The organism is Pirellulales bacterium (genome assembly GCA_019694435.1).
Taxonomy (GTDB): domain Bacteria; phylum Planctomycetota; class Planctomycetia; order Pirellulales; family JAEUIK01; genus JAIBBZ01.
This window is the reverse complement of record JAIBBZ010000001.1, coordinates 443,597-466,399: the sequence shown is the minus strand read 5'-3', so window position 1 is coordinate 466,399 and position 22,803 is coordinate 443,597. Positions and strand designations below refer to the sequence as shown.

Sequence of the window (22,803 nt, the reverse complement as noted above, 5' to 3'; positions counted from 1 at the left end):
AACGAGGAAAGATTGCGCCCCCGGCAAGCGCGTGATGATACGGCACGTCGCGGCAAGTTGCACACGCACGGTGCCGCGCGGCGCATGCGGTCAAGCATCGATCCCGCGCGCGGGCGGCGCTTCGCGCCCGGCGATTGGCCCGAGGGTGGTGGCCAAGATCCGCGGACCGGTGCGTTTTTCCGCGGCCCGAGCCGCTCAGGCCAGCAGGCCCGGCACCAGCTCGCCGGCGATATCGGTCAGCCGATATTCGCGGCCCTGGAACTTGAAGGTCAGCCGCTTGTGGTCGAAGCCCAGCAGATGCAGGATCGTGGCCTGCAAGTCGTGCACGCCGACGCGGTTCTCGACGGCGCGATATCCCAGCTCGTCGGTCGCGCCATAGGTGATGCCCGGGCGGATGCCCCCGCCGGCCAGCCAGAGCGAGAACGCGTGCGGGTGATGGTCGCGGCCCAAGAGCTTCGAGCCGTTGCGCTCTTCGTTCATCGGCGTGCGGCCGAACTCGCCGCTCCAGACGACAAGCGTATCGTCGAGCAAGCCGCGCTGCTTGAGGTCTTTGACCAGGGCCGCGCTGCCGCGATCGGTCTGGCCGCAAATGTTGGGCAGCCCGTCGATCAGGTCGTTGTCCTTGCTCGTGCCGTGGCTGTCCCAGCCCCAGTGGTAGAGGTTCACGAACCGCACGCCGCGCTCCAGCAGCCGGCGCGCGAGCAGGCAGTTGTTGTTGAAAGAAATCTTGCCCGGCTCAGTGCCGTACAGCTCGTGGACCCAGGCCGGCTCGTCGTCGATCCGCATCAGCTCCGGTACCGAGGTCTGCATGCGATAGGCCAGCTCGAACTGCTCGATGCGGGTCAGCGTTTCCGGGTCGCCGATCGCGGCCAGTTGCCGGCGGTTCAGGTCGGCCAAGGCGTCGAGCGAGCGGCGCCGGCCGGCGGCGTCCATGCCCCGCGGGTTCGACACGTACAGCACCGGATCGCCCTGCGAGCGCAGTTGCACGCCCTGGTAAACGCTCGGCAAGAACCCGCTGCCCCAGAGCGACGCGCCGCCGTCGGGCGTCTTGCCCGAGACGAGCACGGAGAAGCCCGGCAGGTCGCTGTTTTCGGTCCCCAACCCATACGTGGCCCAGGCGCCCATGCCGGGCCGCCCGGGGCGCGGGCTGCCGGTGTGCAGGAGCAGTTGCGCCGGCGCGTGGTTGAACTGGTCGGTGTACATCGAGCGGACCACGGCCAGGTCGTCGGCCACTGAGGCGATATGCGGCAGCATGCTCGAGATCTCGGTGCCGCACGCGCCGTGGCGCGTGAACGTGTGCGGCGTGCCGAGCATCTTGGGATGTCCCTTGATGAAGGCGAACCGCTCGTTCTTCAAGAGCTCGTCGGGGCAGGGCTGGCCGTTGAGCTCGATCAGCTTGGGTTTGTAATCGAACAGGTCCAACTGCGATGGCGAACCGGCCATGTGCAGGTAAACGACCCGCTTGGCCTTCGCCGCATAGTGGCCCACGCGCGGCGCGAGTGGGTGCGTGCCCGTCGTCGCCTGCGGCGTGGCGGCCGTGGCCCGGGTCAGCAGCTCCTCGCCGAGCAGCGAGGCCAGGGCGACCTTGCCGACGCCCAGCCGGCAATCGCGAAAGAAATGCCGGCGGGTAATGTTCAGCAGCGACTCGCGCGCGATGGGGTTCATGGCCGAAGTTCCTGTAGCGCCCTGTGCGCATCAACCCTTGGTCAGTGTCTCATCCAGGTTCAACAGCACATTGGCCACGACGGTCCACGCGGCCAGCTCGGCCGTGTCCAAACCCGTGGGCACAGGCCCCAGCGGTTCGGTTGCCATACGGGCGGCAGCCTCTGGGTCCTGGCGATAGGCGGCCAGTTCGGACTCAACCAGCGCCACGAGCCGTGCCGTCTCGTCGGCCTCGGGCCGCCGCGCGACGCACAACCGGAAGCCGCGTTCGATCCGCTCTGCCGGCGAAGCCCCGGACTCCAGCAGCATGCGCCGCGCCAGGGCCTGTGCCGCTTCGACGAACACCGGATCGTTGAGCGTGACCAGGGCTTGCAGCGGCGTGTTCGAGCGCGACCGCCGCACGACGCACACCTCGCGGCTCGGGGCGTCGAAGGTGGTCATCATCGGGTGCGGCGACGTGCGGCGCCAGAACGTGTAGATGCCGCGGCGATAGCGGTCTTCGCCGGCGCTGGTGTTCCAGGTGTCGCCGCTGTAGACCACCTGCCACACGCCGTCTGGCTGCGGCGGCATCACACTGGGGCCATACATCTTCGCGCTCAACAGCCCGCTGGCCGCCAGCGCCTGATCGCGGACCATTTCGGCCTCGAGCCGGAGCCGCGGACCCCGGGCCAGCAGGCGGTTGTCCGGGTCGTGCGCCGCCAGTTCGGGCGCGACGTGCGACGATTGACGATACGTGGCCGAAAGCACGATCGTGCGATGCATCGCCTTCAGACTCCAATCCAACCGCACCAGCTCGGTGGCCAGCCAGTCGAGCAGCTCGGGATTCGTGGGCCGGTCGCCCTGCGTGCCGAAATCCTCGCACGTTTCGACGATGCCCCGGCCGAAATACTGCTCCCAGAGCCGGTTCACGAGGACCCGCGCGACCAAGGGATTGCGCGGATCGACGAGCCAGTGAGCCATCGTCAGGCGGTTTTTCGGCGCATCCTCGGGGAGCGCATGCAACACGGCCGGCACGCCGGCGCTCACCTCGTCGCTGGGGTCGAGGAAATTGCCGCGCAATTGAATCCGCGTCGTGCGCGGTTCGGCCAGCTCTTCATAGACGGGCGTCGAGGTGACGGCTGGCGGATTCTTTTGCAACTTGTCGAGCTCTTCGGCGGCGCGGGCCAAGGCGGGGTCGCGCTCCGTGTTGAACTTGGCCAGCTCGGCCCGTTGCTCGGGCGTGCGCTGGTCGACCGGCACCGCGGCGATCGCGCGAATCGACTCGGGAAGTTGCGCCATGTCGCCGCCGGTCAGCTCGGCCGGTACGGCCTGAAGCTGCGCTTCGAGTTGGGCCACGGCGGCCTGATGCGCGGCCAGGGCTTGTTCTTCTTCCGGCGTCGGCACCGGCAGCCTGGGGGCGTCGTCGTCCGTGTCGGCGTCGGCCGTGTTGTTCAGGAAGGCGAAGAACTGGTAATACTCGCGCTGCGTGAACGGGTCGTACTTGTGCGAATGGCACTGGCAGCAGTTGAACGTCGTGCCGAGCCAGACGGCGAACGTCGTGTTCACCCGATCGACCACGGCCGCGTTGCGAAATTCCTCGTTGTCGGTGCCGCCTTCGGTGTTGCACATCGTGTTGCGATGGAACCCCGTGGCGACGCGCTGGTCGACCGTCGCCTCGGGCAGCAAGTCGCCGGCCAGTTGCTCGATCGTGAACTCGTCGAACGGCAGGTCGCGGTTCAGCGCACGGATCACCCAATCGCGATACGGCCAGATCACCCGGCGATTGTCCTTTTCGTAGCCCTGGGTGTCGGCATACCGGGCCAGGTCGAGCCAGTGGCGCGCCCAGCGTTCGCCGTAATGCGGCGAGGCGAGCAGCCGATCGACCGCATGCTCGAAGGCCTGCGGCGACTCGTCGGCCAGAAACGTGTCGAGCTCTTCGAGCGTCGGCGGCAGGCCGATCAAGTCGAGGCTCGCCCGGCGCAGCCAGCTCGCGCGCGGCGCCGGGGGCGAGGGCTTCAATCCGGCGGCCTCGATCCGCGCCAGCACAAAGTAGTCGAGCTCGCCGCGCGGCCAGCTCAGGTCTTGCACCGCCGGCAGCGACGGGCGCACCGGCGCGACATAGGCCCAATGCTTCGGCTGCTCGTCGGTCGCCGCGTTGGCGTCGGCGTTCCACGGCGCGCCCGCATCAATCCAGGCTCGCAGCAGGCCGACTTCGACCGCTGTCAGCGGTTCGCCCTCGGGCGGCATCATCGAGTCGGCCACGAGCCCCGACACGAGATGAATCAAGCGGCTCTCGGCACTCTTGCCGGGCAGGATGTCGCGCCCCTGATCGCCGCCGTCGAGTGCGGCGGTGCGATCGTCGAGCCGCAGGCCCGACTCGCGCGTGTTGGGCCCATGGCATTCGTAACACCGGGCCGCCAACAGCGGCTGGATGTCGCGGGTAAAATCGACCGCCACGGTCGCCGCCGGCGGCAGCTTCGACAGATCGAGCGCGTCGTCCGCCAGGGCCGTGCCCGTGCAGGACCACAGCACGAACGGCAAGAGGGCCAGCGGCAGCAGCGTTTTCGCCATGTGACGCAACCTCGGCGACCGTCCGGGCGAAGGGGCAGGGCAGGATCGATCAGGCGGGAGCCCGAGCATGCCCCAAGGACCGGCCCGGGCCAAGCTTCCATTGTAGCCGGGCCAAGCGCCAAAGCGAAAAACCGGCCGGCACGTTGCTCGGCCGCGCCTCTGGAGCTGTTTTCAGCTACGCCGCGGTCTGGCTTGGTCCGAGAACTGTCGAAGGCGCCGGAAGCGGTTAGGGGGCCTCGAGTACCACATGTTCGGCGCTCACCAGCGCCCCGCGCTCGTCGGTGACGCTCAGGTAGCACACCAGCGGGCGGGCCGGCGGTAATTCGGCTTCGATCTGACCGTCGCGCAGCGCAGCGGGCTGGCTTTGCCAGTTGCGCATCTGCCAGGGGCCCGCGTCGGTCGTGTAATGCAGCTCGGCCAGCTTGAGCGGCACGGTGCTCACGACCGCGGCTGTGGCGCGCCCCTCGCGGACGATCATCTCGCCCACGCGCGGCAGCGGCGCGCCGCCCGTGAGCACGCTATCGACAAACAGCCCGATCTCGGCAGGCGCCCAACCGTCGGGATGGCTGTGCGGCATGCGCACGCGGACGCACAACTGGCGCGTGGCGGGCGTCAGGCGATACGACTTCTGATAGCTGTCGAGCGGGTAGGCGAAATCGTTGGTGCCGTTGACCCAGAGAATCGGGCAGCCGACGCCGCCGAGGTATTGCCGTGGATCGTAGTTGGCGTCCCAAAGCTCGGCCGCGGCCGGCTCGAGCGCCTTGAACTCGTCGACCCAGGCGCTGTTGTCGCGCAGGAAGCCGCAACCATAGACGGGCACCGCCACGGCGAGCCGATCGTCGAGCCCCGCGACGATCGAGGTGAGATAGCCACCCCAACTGATGCCGGTGATGCCGATGCGGCGCGGATCGACCTCCGGTCGCGACGCCAGCAGCGAGTGACCGCGAATCACCGCCGCGACGGCGTAATAGCTCCACAGGTCGCGCAGCTCGGCGGCGGTGAAGTTGCGAATCTTGGAGGCGCCATCCTGGTCGGGCCCGCCGTCGGCCAAGGGCATGCCGTCGGGCCCTCGGCCGGCCAGGTCCATGGCCAGGGCCGCATAGCCGCGCCGGGCCCACAGCTCGGCCCACTCGGCAAACGCCTTGCCGCCGCCGCCGTGCACGAGCACCATCGCGGGAAAGGGGCCCGCGCCCTCGGCCGGGCGGGCATAGTAAGCAAACACGCGCGTCGGCTGGCCGCCGCGGGGCTCGTTTTCGTAGTAGACCTCTTGCACGCTGCCGACCGTTTGCCCCCAGGTGGCCTGCGGCGGTTGCTGGAGCGCCTCGAGGTTCCAAGGGCCGGTCGACCGCACCGGTTCGGCGGCGCCGGCCGCGGTCTGCAAGGCCAGCAGCAGCGCGGCGCATAACCACGTTCGCGATTTCATGGATCGACCTTTCGCGGCAGCATGTTCCAACCGGGGAGCACGTACGTCGGGCTGCTATACTACGCCGCCTGTGGCAGGAATCCAGCAGGCTGAGCACGACCCGTGGCGCAAGTGGCCCCTTCATCTTCCGGCGCGGTCTTGATCACCGGCGCATCGCGCGGCATCGGCCGCGCGCTGGCCGAGGAGTTTGCGGCGCAAGGCCATGACCTCGTGCTCACGGCCCGCAACCGGCAGGAGCTCGACGAGCTGGCCCAATCGCTGCGCGCCCGGGGGCGGCAGGCGTGGGTCATGCCGGCCGATCTGACCCGACCGCAGGCCCCGCGGCAACTGTACGACCAGGTTGCCGCCGCGGGGATCGTGGTCGAAGTGCTCGTGAACAATGCCGGTTTTGGGAACTACGGCCGCTTCGACCAGATCGACTGGCCGCGCGAGGCCGAGCTGTTGCAGGTGAACATCACGGCCCTGACCGAGTTGACCAAGCTGTATGCTCGCGACATGGTCGCCCGGCGCCGAGGGCGGATCATGAACGTCGCCTCGACGGGCGCGTTTCAGCCGGGCCCGTTGTTGACCACGTACTACGCCAGCAAGGCCTACGTGCTCAGCTTTTCCGAGGCGCTGGCCTGCGAGCTGCGCGGGACGGGCGTGACGGTCACTTGCCTCTGTCCCGGCGCGACCCGGACGCACTTCATGCAACAGGCCGGCATGGACAACCTGCGGCTGTTCCGGCTGGGCCTGATGGACGCGCGCGACGTGGCCCGCTGCGGCTATCGCGGCACCCTGGCCGGCCGCACGGTGGTCGTGCCGGGCCTGATGAACAAGCTGGGTGTCTTTGCCGTGCGCTTCACGCCGCGCAATGTCGTCACGCGCATCGTTTATTGGCTGATGTCGCGGGCTTGAAGTCGCGGCAGCTTCACCGGCGAGTCGGCCATGAACCCGCAGCCTGCTGCCTTGGATTCGATTGCCTGGCCGCTACGAGGGCGCTGGCTGGCGGTGCTCGCGGGGCTCGTGCTATTGACGGTCGCGGCCTATTGGCCGGTCACGCGCGCCGAGTTTCTCGACTACGACGACCAGGACTACATCACGCGCAGCGACCTGGTCCAGGGCGGCCTGTCTGGCAGCACGCTGCGCCGCGCGCTGGTCGAGGTGCACGCCTACAACTGGCATCCCGTGACTACGCTGACCCACGCGGCCGATTGGCAGTGGTTCGGCGATCGGGCCGAATCGCACCACGCGGTCAGCCTCGCGTGGCACGTCGCCTCGGTCGTGTTGGCGTGCTTCGTCTTTGGCACGCTGTTTTCCAGCCGCACGGCGGGGCTCGTCGTGGCGGCGCTCGTGGCCGTGCATCCGGTGAACGTCGAAAGCGTGGCGTGGCTGGCCGAGCGCAAGAACGTCGTCAGCCATTTCTTCCTGCTGGCGACCGTCGGCGCGTGGATCGCCTATGCCCGCCGGCCGAGCGGGCTCCGCTACAGCGTTGTTTTCGTGTGCCTGGCGCTGGGGCTGATGGCCAAGCCGATGCTGGTCACGCTGCCGTGCGTGTTGCTGCTGCTGGACGTCTGGCCGCTGGGCCGGTGGTCGGGCGATCGAGCGACGCAGTTCCGGTTGTTGCTCGAAAAATTGCCGCTGTTGGCGCTCAGCGCGGCAGCCAGCTATGCCGTGCTCGCGGCCCAGGGGCATCGGCAAGCGGGCCTCGACAGCGTACCGCTGGCGGCCCGGCTGCAAAACGCCGCGATCAGCTACGCGGCCTACCTGGGCAAACTCATCGCGCCGGTCCACTTGTCGGTGTTCTATCCGCACCCGGGCAGCGCGTTTCGCCCGGCGGCGCTGGGTGTGTCGTTGGTTGTGATCGTCGGGCTGACCGTGGTCGCCGTCGGCGCGCGCCGCTCAAGGCCGCAACTGCTGCTGGGCTGGCTGTGGTTTCTCGGCATGCTCGTGCCGGTCATCGGGCTGGTACAGGTGGGCAATCAGGCCCTGGCCGATCGCTACTTGTATGGGCCCGAGCTGGGGCTGTTCCTGGCCTTGGCTTGTGAGTCGCACGCCTGGGCGGCGTCGCGCTTCCGCGCGCCGCTGGGCGTGGCCTCGCTGCTGGTCGTGCTGCTGCTGGCCGGGCTGACGTTTCGGCAAGCAGGCTACTGGCACGACACCTATTCGCTGTTTCAGCATGCCCTCGAGATCGACGAGCGCAATTACCTGGCCCAACACCTGGTCGGCGAGGCGTTGGTCGACCGCGGCCAACTCGAGGAGGGCCTCGCACATCTCGATCGGGCCGTCGCGCTGGCGCCGCGGCAGCCGCGTCCGCGCCTGGCGCGGGGCCTGGCCTTGTATCGACTGGGGCGCTATGGCGAGGCGCTGGGCGAGTACAACGCCGCCTTGGCCGGCGTGCAAACGATCGGCTACGGCTTCAACGGGCGCGGCGCGGTGCTCTTGGCCCTGGGGCAAGCCGAAGCGGCGGCAGCCGATTTTCGCCGGGCGCTGCAGCTCGATCCGCGCGATCGGCCGGCGCAGCACAATCTGGCGCTCGCCGAGGGGATCGTCGGGCTGCAGCGCGGCGATGCGCAGGCGGCCGCCTCCGCGCTGCGGCGGGCGCTGGAGCTCGAGCCTCGCGATGCGGCGGCGTGGACCTACCTGGGCCTGGCGCTGGTTGCCGGGGGCCAAGACGCCGACGCGGCCGCGGCCTATCGTGAGGCACTGACGATCACTCCTTTCGACCCGGCGGCCACGAACAACCTGGCGAACCTGCTGATCTCGAGCCGCGACCCGCGGGTGCGCGACCCAGCGGCCGCCGTGGCCTTGGTCAAATCGCTGTGCGAGCAGACGCACTACGGTTCGGCCCAACTCCTGGCAGTGCTGGCCGCCGCCTATCACGCCGCAGGGCAGACCGCCGACGCGATCCGCACGGCCGAGCAGGCCCTGGCGCTCCCCAACGTCCCGCCCACCCTGCGGGCCCAGATTGCCAACAACCTGGGTGCGTTTCGTGAGGCGGCGGGCAGTTCGACGCCCCCCTGAGTGCCCATCGACGACCTGCGCCGCGTGTTCTAACCTCATTTCCGCATGCGCGCGTTGCTTCCCGTTCGGGTGCGCTGCGCAGGCAGGGTTCTTTAATCCGTTCCTCGACCTGCAGGTGATTCGTGGCTTCTCCTTTGGCACATAGTCTGGCCGGGTTGGCGGTGGGGAGCGTGATGCAGCCGCGGTTGCTGAGGCACCGCGCCGCTTGGCTGGCCTTCTCGGTCTTCGCGGCCAATGCGCCCGATTTCGATATCCTGTTCGGCCTGCTGGCCGGCCGGATCAACTTCTATCACCACCACGCCAGCCATTCGTTCGTGGCGCTGGCGGGCTTCGCCCTCGTCGCGGGACTGGCGCTCGCGCGGCCGGCGCGGTCGTTTCCCCGCGCCTTTGCCGCGGCGGCGGCGCTGTACGGCTCGCATCTGCTCATCGACGTGCTCTGCGGACCGGTCCACGAGGAGGGGGGTTCGCCCTGGTTCTGGCCGTTGTCATCCGAGCAGGTCCGCTCGCCGGTGACGCTTTTTGCGGGCATCCGTCACGGCGGCTCGGTGGCCTCGGTCGGCGAGTTCTTCGATCAATTCTTCTCCTGGCACAACGTCGAGGCCCTGATCCTCGAGCTGTTCTTGATGGTGCCCTGGGTGATCGTGGCCGCCTGGAGCTTGGCACGACGGCGCGAAGCCGCGCTGCGCAACCGCTGGCCGCATCCCACCGGGCCGGTGTCGCCGGAGTATCAATTGCTCAAGTTGCGGCTCCTGCAATTAGAGCGGTGGAACTACGCGGCGCAGGTCGTGGGCCTCGTGGCGATCACCACGCTGCCGATGGTCGTGGCCGGGCTGCGCAACGTGCAGACCAGCGAGATCAACACCGAGCAACTGGTGTTGCGCGATCCCGAGGGGCGACATTGCGCGTCGATGTTTGTCCGCCGCGACGGCCAGCCAATGCTCGTCTTCTACGATCCGCAAGGCGGCGACCGGATGCTGCTGGGCCTGAACGACGACTTCCAGCCGATGCTGGCCCTGATGGGCAAAGACGAACTGGCGCGGTTTGCGATCAAGCTGGAGAAAGACAACCGCCCCATGCTGGCGCTGGTCAATCAGCAGCGATCGCGCAGCGTCCTGGCGATTCGTACCGACGGGGCCGCCGAACTGAGCTTTTACAACGACAACGGCGGCGAGCTGATCCGCCTGCCCCAGGGGGTGATGGACCGATAATTGCACCCCCAAGCGGCAAATCGCCGCTGCGTTGGACCGGTCCCGGGGGGGCTGTTAGACTCGATTGAACCTGCATTCAAGCACCGCTACGCCCCGGGGGGGCCGTCTCGGTCGGCCGGGATCAAGCTTGCTCGCTCGTCTGTGTTCGATCGATCGATGTCGGGTCGTTGTTGCGCTGGCGCTGCTGTTTCTCGCTGCGCGGCCGGCGCTGGCCGCGGTGCCCGACCCTCAATCCGCCGGCATCGGCCGGGTGGTCGACGATTTTCAATTGCCCGATGCCCGCGGGGCGCAGCGCAAGCTGAGCGACTTGACGGCGGGCCATGACGTCGTGGTCGTGGTCTTCCTGGGCACTGAATGCCCCATGGCCCGGCTCTACGCGCCGCTCTTGTCGCGGATGGCCGGCGAGTATGGCAAGCGGCGGGTCGCGTTCCTGGCCGTCGATTCGAATCGCCAGGATTCGCTGGTGGAAATGCTGCACTACGCGCGGGTCTACGACCTGACGATTCCCTTTCTGCGCGACGGCGGCAACGCGGTCGCCGACCTGTTTGCCGCCGAGCGCACGCCCGAGGTGTTCGTGCTCGACCGCGAGCGCAAGATTCGCTACCGGGGCCGGATCGACGACCGCTACGGCGTCGGCACGCAGCGCGACCACGCGGCCAGCCAAGAGCTGCGCGCGGCGCTCGATGCCTTGCTCGCGGGGCGCGAAGTCGTGGTCCCGGTGACCCAGGCGCCGGGCTGCCGGATCGGCCGGGTGCGCCCGGTGAGCGCGGCGCCGACCGTGACCTGGTCCCGGCAAATCTCCCGGCTGTTCCAGCAACGCTGCCAGGAGTGTCATCGGCCGGGGCAGATCGGGCCGTTTCCGCTGTTGACTTACGACGACGTCGCCGGCTGGAGCGAGATGATCGGCGAGGTGGTCGAGCAGCGCCGGATGCCGCCCTGGCACGCGAGTCCCGAGTATGGCGATTGGATCGGCGAGGCGCGGTTGTCGGACGAGGAATTGGAGCTCGTCCGCGCCTGGGTCGACCAGGGCGCGCCCGAGGGCGACCCTGCCGAACTGCCGCCGCCGCGCAAATTCGTCGAGGGCTGGCAGATTCCCAATCCGGACCAGGTGGTCTACATGAGCGATCGGCCGTTTACCGTTCCGGCCGAGGGCGCCGTCGAATACCAATGGTTCGTGGCCGATCCGCACTTCACCGAGGACAAGTGGATCCAGGCCGCCGAGGCCCGCCCGGGCAACCCGGCCGTCGTGCATCACGTGACGGTCTATTTCAAGCCTCCGGGGCTGATGACCTGGAAGCTCGAACTGAACGATCGAATCAACGTCGTGGCCGGCTATGCGCCCGGCAAGCGCCCGGTGGAAGACGTGTCGTGGAAGGGGCAAGCGCTATACGTGCCGGCCGGATCGCAGTTCGTCTTTGAGATGCACTACACGTCGAACGGCACCGCGCAGCCCGACCGCAGCTCGATCGCGCTCACCTTCGCCGATCCGGCCCAGGTCAAGAAACAGTTGTCGGTCGTGATGGTGGCCAACACCCAGTTCACGATCCCGCCGCAGGAGGCCGACTATCCGGTCGAGGCGAGCTACGTGTTCGACGAGGATTCGCTGCTCTATGCCCTGAGCCCGCACATGCATCTGCGCGGCAAGACGTTCCGTTTCGAGGCGCAATATCCGGACGGCGCGCGGGAAATTCTGCTCGACATCCCGCGGTTCGATTTCAACTGGCAGACCGACTACCAGATGCGCGAGCCCAAGCGCGTACCGGCCGGCACGAAGGTCTTTTGCACGGCGACGTTCGACAACTCGGCCGAGAACCTGGCCAATCCCGATCCCGGCCAGACGGTGCGCTGGGGCGATCAGACTTGGGAAGAAATGATGATCGGGGGCATGGCCATCGCGCCGGCCGATCAGGATCTCGCGGCCGGCATCGGCAAACCGGCGATGGTGATCAACAGCCGACCGTCGCCGGCCCGCGTGGCGCTGGCCGCAGTGGCGGGCCTGGTCGGCCTGGGCATGCTGACGGGCCTGCTGGCGTGGTTCGTGCAACGGTGGCGCCATCCGCTGGTCGCGGCCAGCGCGAGTTAGCTGTGCCCAGCGGTGCGGCTCGACTACGCTAGGTGCCATCCTGCTTCCAGAATTGCCCCGGCGAGCGGTTTGTTCGCCTGAACCGTTTCGCCCAGCATTCATGGCTACGACGTCGACGCTCGAACCTTCGCCCCCTGTGCCCGAGGCCCCGGCTCAGCCGCCGCGGCTGTGGTTCGTCGACAACCTGCGGGTGTTCATCATCATCGTGGTGCTCACGCATCACATGGGAAACCCCTACGGCAGCCGCGGCTGGTGGTATTACATGCTGCCCGAGTCGCAGCCCACGAGCAAAGCCACGTCGCGGCTGATGATGCTCAACCCCAGCTTCACGATGGCCGTGTTGCTGACGTTTTCCGGCTATTTGTTGCCGACGTCGTTCGACCGCCGGGGAATGCGCTCGTACACTGTCGAGAAATTCATCCGCCTGGGCATTCCGCTGCTGTTGGGCGGCATGGTGATGTTGCCGCTGCTGCAGTACTACGCGTTCCACATGCATTGGGGCTATCGGGGCTACGCCTCGTTCTGGGACTACTATGCCCAGGCCTGGATGGGTTGGGGTGAGCGGCCGCCGAACTGGAACGGCCCCGGCTGGCCCGACCGCAACTTGGGCCACTTGTGGTACATCGAGCACCTGCTGTTCTACTCGGTCTGCTACGGCCTGTGGCGCTGGTGGTTTGCGCCGGGGACGACGCGGGCCGAGCACGGACCGCTGCCGGGGCATCTGGCGATCCTGGGGTATGGCATCCTGATCGGCCTGATCACCTTCGCGGTGCGGATCTTCTGGTCGTACAACGACGTCACGACGGTCTTGGGCTTTTTGCAGATCGACATGTCGCATCTGCCGCAGTGGCTGCCGTTCTTCTTCGTCGGCCTGGCGGCCTACCGCTATCAATGGCTCTACCGGCTCCCGGCGCGCACCGGCTACGTGTGGTTCGCCGTGGCCGTGGCGCTGGCGGCGTTCAACGTGTTTGTCGCCGTGCTGCCTTGGTTCGAGCCCTACTTCTTGAGCCTCACGGCCCACCACGCCGGGTTCACGCTGCCCAACTTTTGCAAGTCGATGTGGGAATCGCTGTGGTGCACGAGCGCCGCCGTCGGGCTGATCGTCGTGTTCCGCGAGCATCTCCAAGTGCGGCTGCCGCTGACCGTGGCCATGGCGGCGAGCGCCTACGCGGTGCACGTGTTTCATCCGCCGATGGTCGTGGGCCTGCAGTTCGCCATGGACAGTTGGAACGCATCGGCCTTTACCAAGTATGCCGTGGGCAGCCTGCTGAGCGTCGTCTTGTGCTATGGCGTCGCGCATTGGTTCATTCTGCGCATTCCCTACGCGCGGCGAATCCTTTAGGTGCTGCATGGCGGAACCCGCGGTCGACGTCGCCGTGATCGGCGCAGGCATCACCGGCCTGGCGGCGGCGCTCGAGGCACGCGCGCTGCAACCCGACGCCCAGGTGGTCGTGCTCGAAGCCTCGGCGCGCGCAGGCGGCGTGTTGCAAACCGAGTTTCGCGACGGCTGGTGCCTGGAACGCAGCGCGGACAATTTCATCACCAACGTGCCCGGCGGGGTCGAGCTGTGTCGACGGTTGGGCCTGACGGATGAGCTGGTCCGCACCAACGAGGCACATCGCAGCACGTATGTCGTCCATGCCGGCCGGCTCCACGAAGTGCCCGAGGGCTTCCTGCTGATGGCGCCGGCCAAGCTGGGGCCAATCTTGCGCACGCCCATCTTGAGCCTGGCGGGCAAGCTGCGCCTGGCGTGTGAATTTTTGATTCCGGCGCGCAAGACGCAGGACGACGAGAGCCTGGCGTCGTTTGTGCGCCGCCGGCTCGGGCGCGAGACCTTTGAGCGACTGGTCCAGCCGTTGGTCGGCGGGATCTACACGGCCGACGCCGAACAGCTCAGTTTGCAGGCGACGCTGCCGCGGTTTCTCGACATGGAGGCCCGCCACGGCAGCTTGATCCGTGCGGCCCGCGCCGAGCGGCGCGCCCAACCGCCCGCGCAGGGCAGCGGGGCGCGCTACAGCTTGTTCGTCACGCCCCGCCGCGGGATGAGCAGTCTGGCCGACGCTGCCATAGCGCAGCTTCCATCGGGCTGCGTGCAATGCGAGACGCGCGTCGAGCGCCTGCAACACTCGGGCACGGCCTGGGAGCTGGAGCTTGCGGCGGCCGACGGTTCGCGGCGTTCGCTCGTGGCGCGCAGCGTAATCTTGGCCGTGCCGGCGTGGCAGGCGCAGCGGCTGCTCGAACCGAGCGACGCGCTCCTGGCGCGGCTGTTGGGTACGATCCCCTATGCCGACAGCGCGATCGCGCTGGTGGGCTATCGCCGCGAGCAGATTGCCCATCCGCTCGATGCCTTCGGGTTCGTCGTGCCCGAGGTCGAACGGCGGCCGATCCTGGCTTGTAGCTTCAGCAGCGTGAAATACCCGGACCGCGCGCCGGCGGGCCACGAACTGTTGCGCGTGTTCCTGGGCGGCGCGGCGCGGCCACAGCAGCTCGAACTGACCGACGACGAGTTGCGCCGCATCGTGGCCGACGAGCTCGGCGACCTGTTGGGCATTACCGGCGACCCGGTGCTGTTCGAGGTGCAACGATGGCGGCGGGCCATGCCGCAATATCACCTCGGTCATCTGGAGCGCGTCGCGCAAATCGAGGCCCACGCCGCGGCGTTGCCGCGCCTGGCCCTGGCCGGCAGTGCCTATCGCGGCGTCGGCGTGCCGCATTGCATCGTCAGCGGCGAAACCGCGGCGCGGCAGGTGATCGACGCGGCCCCTGGCTGAGCGCGGGTCGGCACTTTATGCCCGCATCTCGCGCTCGGTAATCGAGCCGCGGTTGAGACAGTCGATCAGCTGGCGCAGCCGGCCCAGATTGCGGCGGTTGAACCGGAACGACAGCCGCGTCAGGTGCGCGAGTTCTTTTTCTTCGGCTTCGCCAGGCAACGGTCCCGAGACCTGAAACACGCCCTCGGTGAGCAGGTCGGCGAAGTGCGTCTGGACCGCTTCCATCAGCGCGGGCGACGGCGGCTGCATCAGCCGCAGCACCAACAGGCGGTTGACGTAGCGCATGCTGTGGTAATTGCGATAGAAATTGAGGATCTCCTCCACGGCCGTATCGAGCCGATCGGTCACGATGTAGAGCGACAGGTCTTCCTCCGAGATCAGCTTGGCGCCGAGCAGGCGTTTGCGCACAAACGCGTCCCAATCGTGCCAGAAGTCGCCGCCGGCGGCGTCGAGGAACACGGTCGGTACCATGTCGCGTTTGCCCGTCTGTAACAGGGTCAGCACTTCGAGCCCTTCGTCGAGCGTGCCAAACCCGCCGGGCAGCATGCAGACGGCGTCGCATTCTTTGACGAACATGAGCTTGCGGGTGAAGAAATATTTCATGTGCACCAGCTTCGCGTCGCCGGCAATGATTGAATTGGCCGACTGCTCGAAGGGAAGCATGATGTTCAAGCCCATCGAGTTCTCGCGGCCCGCGCCGACGTGCCCGGCCTCCATGATGCCGCTGGCGGCGCCGGTGACGACGAGCCATTTTTCGGCTGCCATCCGCCGGCCGAATTCGACCGCCTGCTGATAGGCCGGCTCGTGGGGCAGTGTGCGCGCCGAACCGAACACCGTGACCTTGCGTCGCACGCGATAGGGCGAGAACACCTTGAAGGCATAACGCAGCTCGCGCAGCGCACGGCTGAGAATCTTCAAGTCGCCGCGGCTGGTGCGGTCGCGGAGCAGCTTGTCGGCCGATTCCTTGATCTCGGCCACCAGGGCCAGCATTTGCTCCCGGTCAGGCACGGCCTCGAGCATCTCAGGCAGCGAGCCCAATGGGTCGGATGGGCTCGAATCGCTCGAAACGAGATCGCTCACGAGAAGGTTCCCCGGTGCCGCCTGAAATCTATCACCGTAGGGCTGTATTATATTTGTCGTCGCGCATGCGACGTGTTGGCCAACGCGAAGGTGCGTAATTTGCGACGAGCTCGCGCAGACACTTGGTCGGCACCTGCCCGCACGTACACTTGCTGTCGCGGTCGTGCTTGCGGGCACCTGCCGTACGGCTTAAACTTGCCTGCCGAGATGGCCCAGATTTTGCAAGAGCCCCCGATAACGATCGTCGAGCTGGATGACAGCTACGATGCGCTCGACGTTGCCCGGAGCCGCGAGATTCAGGAGCTGCTGTTGGGTCCGGCCCTAGCGGGCGAGCAGCCCATTTTGCTGCTCGATTTTGGCCGGACGAGCTATTTCGGCTCGAACTTCATCGAGCTGCTGTTCCGCACCTGGAAGCGTGCCCGCGAGCGCAACGGGCGGTTGGCGGTTTGTGGACTATCGCCGTTCTGCCGCGACGTGTTGCGCACGGCGCGGCTGGACACGATGTGGGACTTCTACGCCGATCGCGCCACGGCGCTGGCGGCGCTGCGCGGAGCGGCTGCTTAGCGGCCGACGGCGTCCTCGGCTGGGCCTGGCAGGAGCGGGGCCCGGAGGGCCGCCGAGGCTCAGGCGACCGGCCGGCGGCAGTGCTGATAGGCCAGAATCAGCTCGTAAAGGTCCGACGAGATCGACACTTCGTCGTGCTCGAAGTCGCGCAGCCAGGTGCGCTTGCTCTGGACCGCGTCGACCAACAGCGGCAAGACTTCGCCGAGCGGGACATTGACCCGGTTTTGCGAGTCGCGCGTGGCGAAATCGGTATCGGGGCTCTGAAAGATTCGCAGATGGCAACGGGCCATGGACGCGTCCTTACGTCGATTGCACGAGTGATGGGCGAACGAACGCTGGCATGATCGCCACCGCGCTGCCTGCTCCGCAGGCATCTCGTTTCCTGGCGCGGTACACCCCTGAGCGCGTCACGAGTAATCGGTCCGACCCGCGTGAGAAGTTGAAACAAAAAGCACGAGGAGTCTGCTGCCAGCTCTGCGCGCTGCCGGCTGCGCGCAGAGATTGCTTGACACTGTTTGCGGCAATTCCTAGATTGCCCAAAGGCATTTAACCCGTTGACGGGAAATTTCTTGCGCTCCGATCAGGCTGATCACGAAGCGGCCACACGCGCGGCCGACGGTGGCAGGACGCTCCCGGAACAGGCGACCGCGGTCGTTGTCTGTCTCGAAGCGCCCTCCGCGGCGGCTGCCAGCGAAAGCAGCGCGCCGCCCGCTGGCGTACCGCCGCTCGATTTGAAGGCGATTGCCAAAGGCTTGCGCTGGCCCGTCGCGCGCGTCCGCGCGGCGGTCGAGCTGCTCGATGCCGGCAACACCGTGCCGTTCATCACGCGGTTCCGCCGCGATGCCACGGGCGGCATGGACGAAGAGCAGGTGCACGCCTTGCAGGTTGCCGTGGCCCAGGCGCGGCAGTTGAACGAGCGCAAGGGAACGATACTCCGCTCGATCGAGGCGCAAGGCCGGCTGACGAGCGAGCTGGCCGAGGCCATCCGCGCGGAGACTTCTACCAAGCGCCTCGAAGACTTGTACCTGCCCTTCAAGCCCAAGAAGCAGACCTGGGCCACGCAGGCGCGCGAACGAGGGCTGGCGCCTCTGGCCGAGGCGATTCTTGTGGCCGATCCCGGGACCGGCGATCCGGCCGAATTGGCGGCGCGCTTGGTCGACGCCGAACGCGGTGTGCCGACGGTCGAGGATGCCCTGGCCGGCGCCGGACACATCCTGGCCGAACAGTTCGCCGAGCTGGCCGAGCTGCGTTCTCGCCTGCGATGGTTGATGTGCCGCACCGGTCAACTGGTCGCCGCGAAGCTTGACGAGCCGAACGAACGGGCCGAGGGTTTTCGCGACTTTTTCGATTTCCGCCAAGAGCTGCGGCGAATGCCGCCGCACCGTGTCCTGGCGATCAATCGCGGCGAGCGCTTCAAGGTGCTACGGGTACGGATCGACGCCGACCAGGAAGCCATGCTCGCGGCCGTCGATGCCGCGGTCGTGCATGCCGGGCATCCGCATGCCGAGTTCCTGCAGGCCTGCGGGCGCGATGCCCTGCGGCGGCTGCTCTGGCCGAGTCTCGAACGGGAAGTCCGCCGCGAGCTGACCGAACGCGCCGAAACGCACGCGGTCGGCGTGTTTGCCCGCAACCTGCGCAATCTGCTGTTGCAGCCTCCGGTCCGCGGTCGGCGCGTGCTGGCGATCGATCCCGGGTTTCGCAGCGGTTGCAAGCTCGTCGCGCTCGATGAATTCGGCCAGCTGCTCGAGCACGGCCTCGTGCATGTGATCGGCGCCGCCGACGTCCGGGCCCAAGCCACGCAGACGATTCTCGAACTGGTGCGGCGCCACGAGCTCGACGTCGTCGCGATCGGCAACGGGGCCGCCTGCCGGGCCACCGAACAATTGGTCGCCGAGCTGATCGAGGCCCAGCCCGAGGCCGAGCGCTTCGATTACGTGATCGTCAACGAGGCAGGTGCCAGCGTCTATTCGGCCAGCCCTGCGGCGCGCGAAGAGCTTCCGCAGCTCGAAGCCAGCGTGCGCAGTGCCGTATCGATCGGCCGACGGCTGCAAGATCCGCTGAGCGAACTGGTCAAGATCGAGCCTTCCAGCATCGGCGTCGGCCTGTACCAGCACGACGTCAAGTCGAAGCATTTGCGCACCTCGTTGGACGACGTCGTGGCCTCGTGCGTGAACTTTGTCGGCGTCGACCTGAACACGGCCAGCGCCGCGTTGCTGCGCTACGTGTCGGGCTTGAACCAGGCCACCGCGCGGCGGGTGATCGAACACCGCGCCGAACATGGTCCGTTTGCCGATCGCGAGGCCTTGAAGGCGGTGCCCGGCCTCGGCGAGGCATCCTTCGTTCAATCGGCCGGCTTCTTGAAGATCGTCGACGGTACGAACCCGTTGGACGCGACCTGGATTCACCCGGAAAACTACGACGTCGCCGAGCGGTTGCTGGCGCGCTTCGGGTTTGCGCCGCAGGACCTGCGCGATCGCGAACGGGTCGCGGCCCTGGCCTCGGGGCTGGCCGACGCCGATCCGGCCGCTTTGGCCGCCGAGCTGGGCGTCGGCGAATGGACGTTGCAGGACCTGGTCGCGCAACTCTCGCGCCCCGGCCGCGATCCACGCGAAGACCTGCCGCCTCCGATCTTCAAGCGCGGCATCCTGAAGCTCGAAGACCTGGCGATCGGCATGGAACTGGCCGGTCGGGTCTTGAACGTCGTCGACTTCGGCGCGTTCGTCGACATCGGGTTGAACTACAGCGGCCTCGTGCACCTCAGCCAACTGGCCGATCGCTATGTGGCCAGCCCGCATGAAATCGTTTCGGTCGGCGACGTCGTCACGGTCTGGGTCCTGGGGATCGACAAGAGCCGCCGGCGCGTCTCGCTGACGATGCTTTCGCCCCAGGTTCGCGAGCAGCTCGCGGCGCGCGAAGCGACCGGCGCCACGGCGGGCAGCAGCCGCATGGGCCGGACGCGGCGCCGGACGCGGCCCGCCACCTTGCCCACCGAGGTGCTCGAATCGCAAGCGGCCGAATCTCAGGCGACGAGCGAGCACGCCCCGGCAGCCGCAAGCGGCGATCGCCCGCTACGCGGAGGGCGGCGCCGGATGACGCGCGCGGTCGGGCGCGGTACGGCCCGCCAAGACCAGAAGCAATCGCGGCAGCCGCCCAAGCCGCTTTCGACGGCGATGCAGGAAGGCCGCGAACCGCTACGCAGCTTCGGCGAGTTGAAGCTGTTCCTCGATGCGCGTGGCCAATCGCCTTCCACGCGGTAGAATTGAATCCGCCGGCATGCAGGCATGTTGCCGCCGGGCGGTCGCGTTCTTGGTCTTCTTGCGGTGTCTCGACGGCGATGGATTTTCAGCAACGGCTCGAGAAAGCGGTGCAGCGCGGCACGCGCGCCAATGAAGAAGAAATGCGCCGCGCGCAGCAGAACGCCGCGTCGCTCGAAGAGGCCCGCGGGCTGCATACCAAGTTCCGCTTGGAGCTGTCCGAGCAGATCGAAGCGTGCCTGCGACAGGTGGCCCATCACTTTCCCGGCTTCCAGTTTGCCACGCTGGTGAGTGATCTGGGGTGGGGCGCCAAGATCACGCGCGACGATTTCGGCCCGGCCGACGGCGGGAAACGCGGCAACTATTTCAGCCGCTTGGAAATGGCCATTCGCCCGTTCAGCGAAGCGCGGGTCCTCGAGCTCGTGGCCAAGGGGACCATTCGCAACAAAGAAGTCTTCAGCCGGCAACAGTTTCAGCGGCTCGACGAGGTCGACCTCACCTCGTTTCACAGCCTGATCGACTTCTGGACGCTCGAATACGCCGAGCTCTACGCCAGGCAGCGCTAATGCGCTGGGCTCTGCGCCCAGCGTGCCTGACGGCCGGCTAATTGCGCTGGGCTCTGCGCCCAGCGTGCCTGACGGCCGGCTAATTGCGCTGGGCTCTGCGCCCAGCGTGCCTGACGGCGGGCTCATTGCGCTGGCACTATACGCTCAGCGTGCCTTGCGGCGGGTTCATTGCGCTGGCACTGCGTCCGGCGGGCCGTGGCGTTTGGCCTACACCGGTGCTCGAACCAGATCGGCCAGCGAATCGAGCGCGCCCAGAACCAGCTCGGGCGAGACCTCGCTCCAGCCCGAGAGCCGGTGCCGGACGATCGCCAGCTTGCAGCCTTCGAACGCCTCAAGCAGGTCGTCGGGCAGATTGCTGAATCCGGTGACGGGCACCCCGGTCGGCCCTTCGTGATCTCCTGCCGGCGCGACAGCGGCCGTTTCCCAGGGCACTTCGTCGTCGCTGTCGGTCGTCTCGCCGTCCGTCGAGTGTCCCCCGGACATGAAGTCCTCTTCGGCGTGCGACGTCGCGGTCGACGAATCCCCGGGCGCCGACTCGGCGGCGGAGGAGGCATCTGCGGCCGTCTCGTCGCCGTAGGTTTCTGCTTCCTCGGCCGGGGCGAGCGGCTCACGATCGGCCACGGCGCCGTGCGCGTCGAAACGCTGGGCCCGCATGTCAGCCACCGACCAGCCTTCGAGCCGCGCCCCCTCGAGCCACAGCTCGGCGTCGTGCCAGTCGAGCGCGGCTTGGAAATGGCTCCAGTACAGCGCCGGGTACTGGGCCCGCGTCGCAGCGAACCGCTCGTGCACGCGTCGCAGCCGGCCGACGTGCTGGCTCGTTACGCCGCCGACGCGCCGGGCCCAGGCCTCGTCCGAGTAGACCTGCACCGACGCGCCCGACTCGATCAGCGCCTGGCGCCACTCTTGAATGATGCGCCCTTTTTCCCAGTTGGTCGTGCTGACCAACCGCTGCCACTCGCCGACAAACAGATCGCTCGTCGTCTCGACCAGGCGGTCCGCATCGGTTGCGCCGGGTGTATGCACAGAGGACGCGTCGTCCATGTTGGCTGGTTCCTTGGAGAGTGCCGGCGCGAGCAGGGCGCGTGCGATTCCGACGTCTGCTGCGCGGCTGCGGCGCCGCGCGGGCGGGTGATTCTAATCGATCGCCAACACACCCGCCAGCGGCCGGAAAATCCGAAAAAACCGGCGTGTTTTGCCCTGGTTCGCCGGCTCAGGCCAACGGTCGATTGGCCGTTTCTTCGGCGACGAAACTGGCCGTTTTATGCGAACCGTCGCAGAAAGGTTTGCGCTGCGATTGACCGCAGCGGCACAACGCGACCAGCGGCTTGTCGGCCGGTGCGGTGAACTCCTGGCCCAGGTGATCGACGATCGTCACCGGTCCCTCGACGACCAACGGACCGTTCACGCGACAACGAATGCGCACGTTCGACATGGATCAGGTTCCTTCGCGCGGGCCCCAGACCGCGGCACGGGCCAGGATCTTCGCGCCCAACACCAATGCCCGTTCGTCGACGTCGAACCGCGGATGATGCAGCGGCGGCGCGGGCTCGGGCGTCGGGCTGCAGCCCAGCCGCAGCATCGCGCCGGGCACGTGTTCGAGATAGTGGGCAAAATCCTCGGCCCCCATGCTCGGCCGCGGCAGGTCGTATACGCCGTCGCCCACCACGTCTTCGGCCGCACGGCGCAGCAGCGCTGTGATCGCGGCATGGTTTTCTACGGCGGCCGTCCCGTCGTGAATCTTCAAGTCGATCTGGGTGCCGGTCGCGGCGGCGATGCCGGCGACCACCTGCGCGATTTGCTCCTTGGCCCGGGCTCGCGCCGTGCGATGCAACGTGCGCAGTGTCCCGCGGAGGCGCATCTCGGCCGGGATCACGTTGCGATTCTGGCCGGCCTCGACGTGCCCGAAGGTCAGCACCACCGGCTCTTGGGCGTCGACCGCGCGGGGCAGTTGCTGGTTGAGTGCCGAAATCAACAGGGCCCCGGCGGCCACCGGGTCGCAGGCCTCGTGAGGGCGGGCAGCATGTCCGCCGCGGCCGACGATCGTGATGTCGACATCGTCGCACGAGGCCGTCAACGGGCCCACGCGCAGGCCCACCTGGCCGACCGGCTTGCTCGGGTCCATGTGCAGCGCAACGATTGCCTGCACGCCCTCGAGCGCGCCGGCGTCGATCATTTCGAAGGCCCCCAGGCCCGTTTCCTCGGCCGGTTGAAAAATGGCCCGCCAATGTGCGCCGGGCGGCAGCAGGTTGCCCGCGGCATGCAGGCCCATGATGGCTCCCAGCAGCGTCGTCGCATGAGCGTCGTGCCCGCAGGCATGCATCAGCCCCGGCGATTGGCTGCGATAGGGAACGTCGTTTTGTTCGTCGATTCGCAGTGCGTCGATATCCGCCCGCAGGGCGACGCGGCGCAGCTCACCAGCGGCGCTGTCGATCATCAGTCCGCGCCCGTCGGGCGCGAGCCGTGGCACGTAGCCCAGCTCGCTCACGCGCTCGGCGAGAAAGGCGGTCGTCGCGCGTTCGCAGCCGCTCGGCTCAGGATGCGCGTGCAAGTGCCGGCGCACGGCGACCAGCCGGTCGAAGGCGGCCTCGATTGCGCGATCTACGACGCTGGTCCAGTTTTCACTCATGGCGCTGTGCCGC

The 22,803-nt window shown here is 67.6% G+C and carries 17 protein-coding genes; 9 read left to right on the top strand and 8 right to left on the bottom strand.

Annotated features, from left to right (window positions below; all coding sequences use genetic code 11):
* Positions 1–195: 195 nt before the first annotated feature.
* The 3 genes from K1X74_01855 to K1X74_01845 form a co-directional block, all read right to left on the bottom strand.
* Positions 196–1,665 (bottom strand): DUF1501 domain-containing protein, encoded by a 1,470-nt coding sequence (locus K1X74_01855; protein ID MBX7165070.1) that lies wholly within the window; start codon positions 1,663–1,665, stop codon positions 196–198.
* A gap of 30 nt (positions 1,666–1,695) precedes the next feature.
* The gene (locus tag K1X74_01850; protein ID MBX7165069.1) at positions 1,696–4,212 is read right to left on the bottom strand and encodes a PSD1 and planctomycete cytochrome C domain-containing protein; all 2,517 of its coding nucleotides are present in this window, start codon (positions 4,210–4,212) and stop codon (positions 1,696–1,698) included.
* Between the two features lie 226 nt (positions 4,213–4,438).
* Positions 4,439–5,635 (bottom strand): alpha/beta fold hydrolase, encoded by a 1,197-nt coding sequence (locus K1X74_01845; protein ID MBX7165068.1) that lies wholly within the window; start codon positions 5,633–5,635, stop codon positions 4,439–4,441.
* A 102-nt stretch (positions 5,636–5,737) separates the two neighbouring features.
* On the opposite strand from K1X74_01845, the gene K1X74_01840 reads away from it, so the two are divergent.
* The 6 genes from K1X74_01840 to hemG all read left to right on the top strand — a co-directional run bounded on the left by K1X74_01840 (position 5,738) and on the right by hemG (position 14,700).
* The gene (locus tag K1X74_01840) at positions 5,738–6,532 is read left to right on the top strand and encodes an SDR family oxidoreductase (GenBank protein MBX7165067.1); all 795 of its coding nucleotides are present in this window, start codon (positions 5,738–5,740) and stop codon (positions 6,530–6,532) included.
* A gap of 30 nt (positions 6,533–6,562) precedes the next feature.
* Positions 6,563–8,638: a tetratricopeptide repeat protein gene (locus K1X74_01835; GenBank protein MBX7165066.1), complete on the top strand. Its 2,076-nt coding sequence runs from the start codon at positions 6,563–6,565 to the stop codon at positions 8,636–8,638.
* Positions 8,639–8,760: 122 nt separating this feature from the next.
* Positions 8,761–9,846 (top strand): metal-dependent hydrolase, encoded by a 1,086-nt coding sequence (locus tag K1X74_01830; GenBank protein ID MBX7165065.1) that lies wholly within the window; start codon positions 8,761–8,763, stop codon positions 9,844–9,846.
* A gap of 127 nt (positions 9,847–9,973) precedes the next feature.
* A complete protein-coding gene (locus tag K1X74_01825; GenBank protein MBX7165064.1) occupies positions 9,974–11,929 on the top strand; it encodes a redoxin domain-containing protein in 1,956 nt (651 codons plus the stop codon).
* 100 nt (positions 11,930–12,029) lie between these two features.
* A complete protein-coding gene (locus K1X74_01820; GenBank protein ID MBX7165063.1) occupies positions 12,030–13,271 on the top strand; it encodes an acyltransferase in 1,242 nt (413 codons plus the stop codon).
* Positions 13,272–13,278: 7 nt separating this feature from the next.
* A complete protein-coding gene (hemG, locus tag K1X74_01815; GenBank protein MBX7165062.1) occupies positions 13,279–14,700 on the top strand; it encodes a protoporphyrinogen oxidase in 1,422 nt (473 codons plus the stop codon).
* A gap of 15 nt (positions 14,701–14,715) precedes the next feature.
* On the opposite strand, the gene K1X74_01810 is transcribed toward hemG, so the two are convergent.
* The gene (locus K1X74_01810; GenBank protein MBX7165061.1) at positions 14,716–15,720 is read right to left on the bottom strand and encodes an LOG family protein; all 1,005 of its coding nucleotides are present in this window, start codon (positions 15,718–15,720) and stop codon (positions 14,716–14,718) included.
* A 267-nt stretch (positions 15,721–15,987) separates the two neighbouring features.
* On the opposite strand from K1X74_01810, the gene K1X74_01805 reads away from it, so the two are divergent.
* Positions 15,988–16,344, top strand: a complete 357-nt coding sequence (locus tag K1X74_01805; GenBank protein MBX7165060.1) for an STAS domain-containing protein — start codon at positions 15,988–15,990, stop codon at positions 16,342–16,344.
* Between the two features lie 59 nt (positions 16,345–16,403).
* On the opposite strand, the gene K1X74_01800 is transcribed toward K1X74_01805, so the two are convergent.
* The gene (locus tag K1X74_01800; protein ID MBX7165059.1) at positions 16,404–16,634 is read right to left on the bottom strand and encodes a hypothetical protein; all 231 of its coding nucleotides are present in this window, start codon (positions 16,632–16,634) and stop codon (positions 16,404–16,406) included.
* Between the two features lie 441 nt (positions 16,635–17,075).
* On the opposite strand from K1X74_01800, the gene K1X74_01795 reads away from it, so the two are divergent.
* Positions 17,076–19,601, top strand: coding sequence for an RNA-binding transcriptional accessory protein (locus K1X74_01795; GenBank protein ID MBX7165058.1), 2,526 nt, complete (start codon positions 17,076–17,078; stop codon positions 19,599–19,601).
* A gap of 77 nt (positions 19,602–19,678) precedes the next feature.
* Complete coding sequence (locus K1X74_01790) at positions 19,679–20,164, top strand: hypothetical protein (protein MBX7165057.1); 486 nt, start codon at positions 19,679–19,681, stop codon at positions 20,162–20,164.
* Positions 20,165–20,371: 207 nt separating this feature from the next.
* Here the strand turns inward: K1X74_01790 and K1X74_01785 are convergent, their stop codons facing one another.
* The 3 genes from K1X74_01785 to K1X74_01775 all read right to left on the bottom strand — a co-directional run bounded on the left by K1X74_01785 (position 20,372) and on the right by K1X74_01775 (position 22,790).
* The gene (locus K1X74_01785) at positions 20,372–21,205 is read right to left on the bottom strand and encodes a hypothetical protein (GenBank protein MBX7165056.1); all 834 of its coding nucleotides are present in this window, start codon (positions 21,203–21,205) and stop codon (positions 20,372–20,374) included.
* A 169-nt stretch (positions 21,206–21,374) separates the two neighbouring features.
* Positions 21,375–21,596, bottom strand: coding sequence for a CDGSH iron-sulfur domain-containing protein (locus K1X74_01780; protein ID MBX7165055.1), 222 nt, complete (start codon positions 21,594–21,596; stop codon positions 21,375–21,377).
* Between the two features lie 3 nt (positions 21,597–21,599).
* Positions 21,600–22,790 carry an amidohydrolase gene (locus tag K1X74_01775; GenBank protein ID MBX7165054.1) on the bottom strand — a complete coding sequence of 397 codons (1,191 nt, stop codon included), beginning with the start codon at positions 22,788–22,790 and terminating at the stop codon, positions 21,600–21,602.
* Positions 22,791–22,803 lie beyond the last annotated feature (13 nt).

What these genes read in the sequence shown, in the direction of transcription:
- K1X74_01855 (MBX7165070.1), bottom strand. Translation starts at nt 1,665, where the DNA reads ATGAACCCCATCGCGCGCGAGTCGCTGCTGAACATTACCCGCCGGCAT.
- K1X74_01850 (MBX7165069.1), bottom strand. Translation starts at nt 4,212, where the DNA reads ATGGCGAAAACGCTGCTGCCGCTGGCCCTCTTGCCGTTCGTGCTGTGG.
- K1X74_01845 (MBX7165068.1), bottom strand. Translation starts at nt 5,635, where the DNA reads ATGAAATCGCGAACGTGGTTATGCGCCGCGCTGCTGCTGGCCTTGCAG.
- K1X74_01835 (MBX7165066.1), top strand. Translation starts at nt 6,563, where the DNA reads ATGAACCCGCAGCCTGCTGCCTTGGATTCGATTGCCTGGCCGCTACGA.
- K1X74_01820 (MBX7165063.1), top strand. Translation starts at nt 12,030, where the DNA reads ATGGCTACGACGTCGACGCTCGAACCTTCGCCCCCTGTGCCCGAGGCC.
- hemG (MBX7165062.1), top strand. Translation starts at nt 13,279, where the DNA reads ATGGCGGAACCCGCGGTCGACGTCGCCGTGATCGGCGCAGGCATCACC.
- K1X74_01810 (MBX7165061.1), bottom strand. Translation starts at nt 15,720, where the DNA reads ATGCTCGAGGCCGTGCCTGACCGGGAGCAAATGCTGGCCCTGGTGGCC.
- K1X74_01805 (MBX7165060.1), top strand. Translation starts at nt 15,988, where the DNA reads ATGGCCCAGATTTTGCAAGAGCCCCCGATAACGATCGTCGAGCTGGAT.
- K1X74_01800 (MBX7165059.1), bottom strand. Translation starts at nt 16,634, where the DNA reads ATGGCCCGTTGCCATCTGCGAATCTTTCAGAGCCCCGATACCGATTTC.
- K1X74_01790 (MBX7165057.1), top strand. Translation starts at nt 19,679, where the DNA reads ATGGATTTTCAGCAACGGCTCGAGAAAGCGGTGCAGCGCGGCACGCGC.
- K1X74_01785 (MBX7165056.1), bottom strand. Translation starts at nt 21,205, where the DNA reads ATGGACGACGCGTCCTCTGTGCATACACCCGGCGCAACCGATGCGGAC.
- K1X74_01780 (MBX7165055.1), bottom strand. Translation starts at nt 21,596, where the DNA reads ATGTCGAACGTGCGCATTCGTTGTCGCGTGAACGGTCCGTTGGTCGTC.
- K1X74_01775 (MBX7165054.1), bottom strand. Translation starts at nt 22,790, where the DNA reads ATGAGTGAAAACTGGACCAGCGTCGTAGATCGCGCAATCGAGGCCGCC.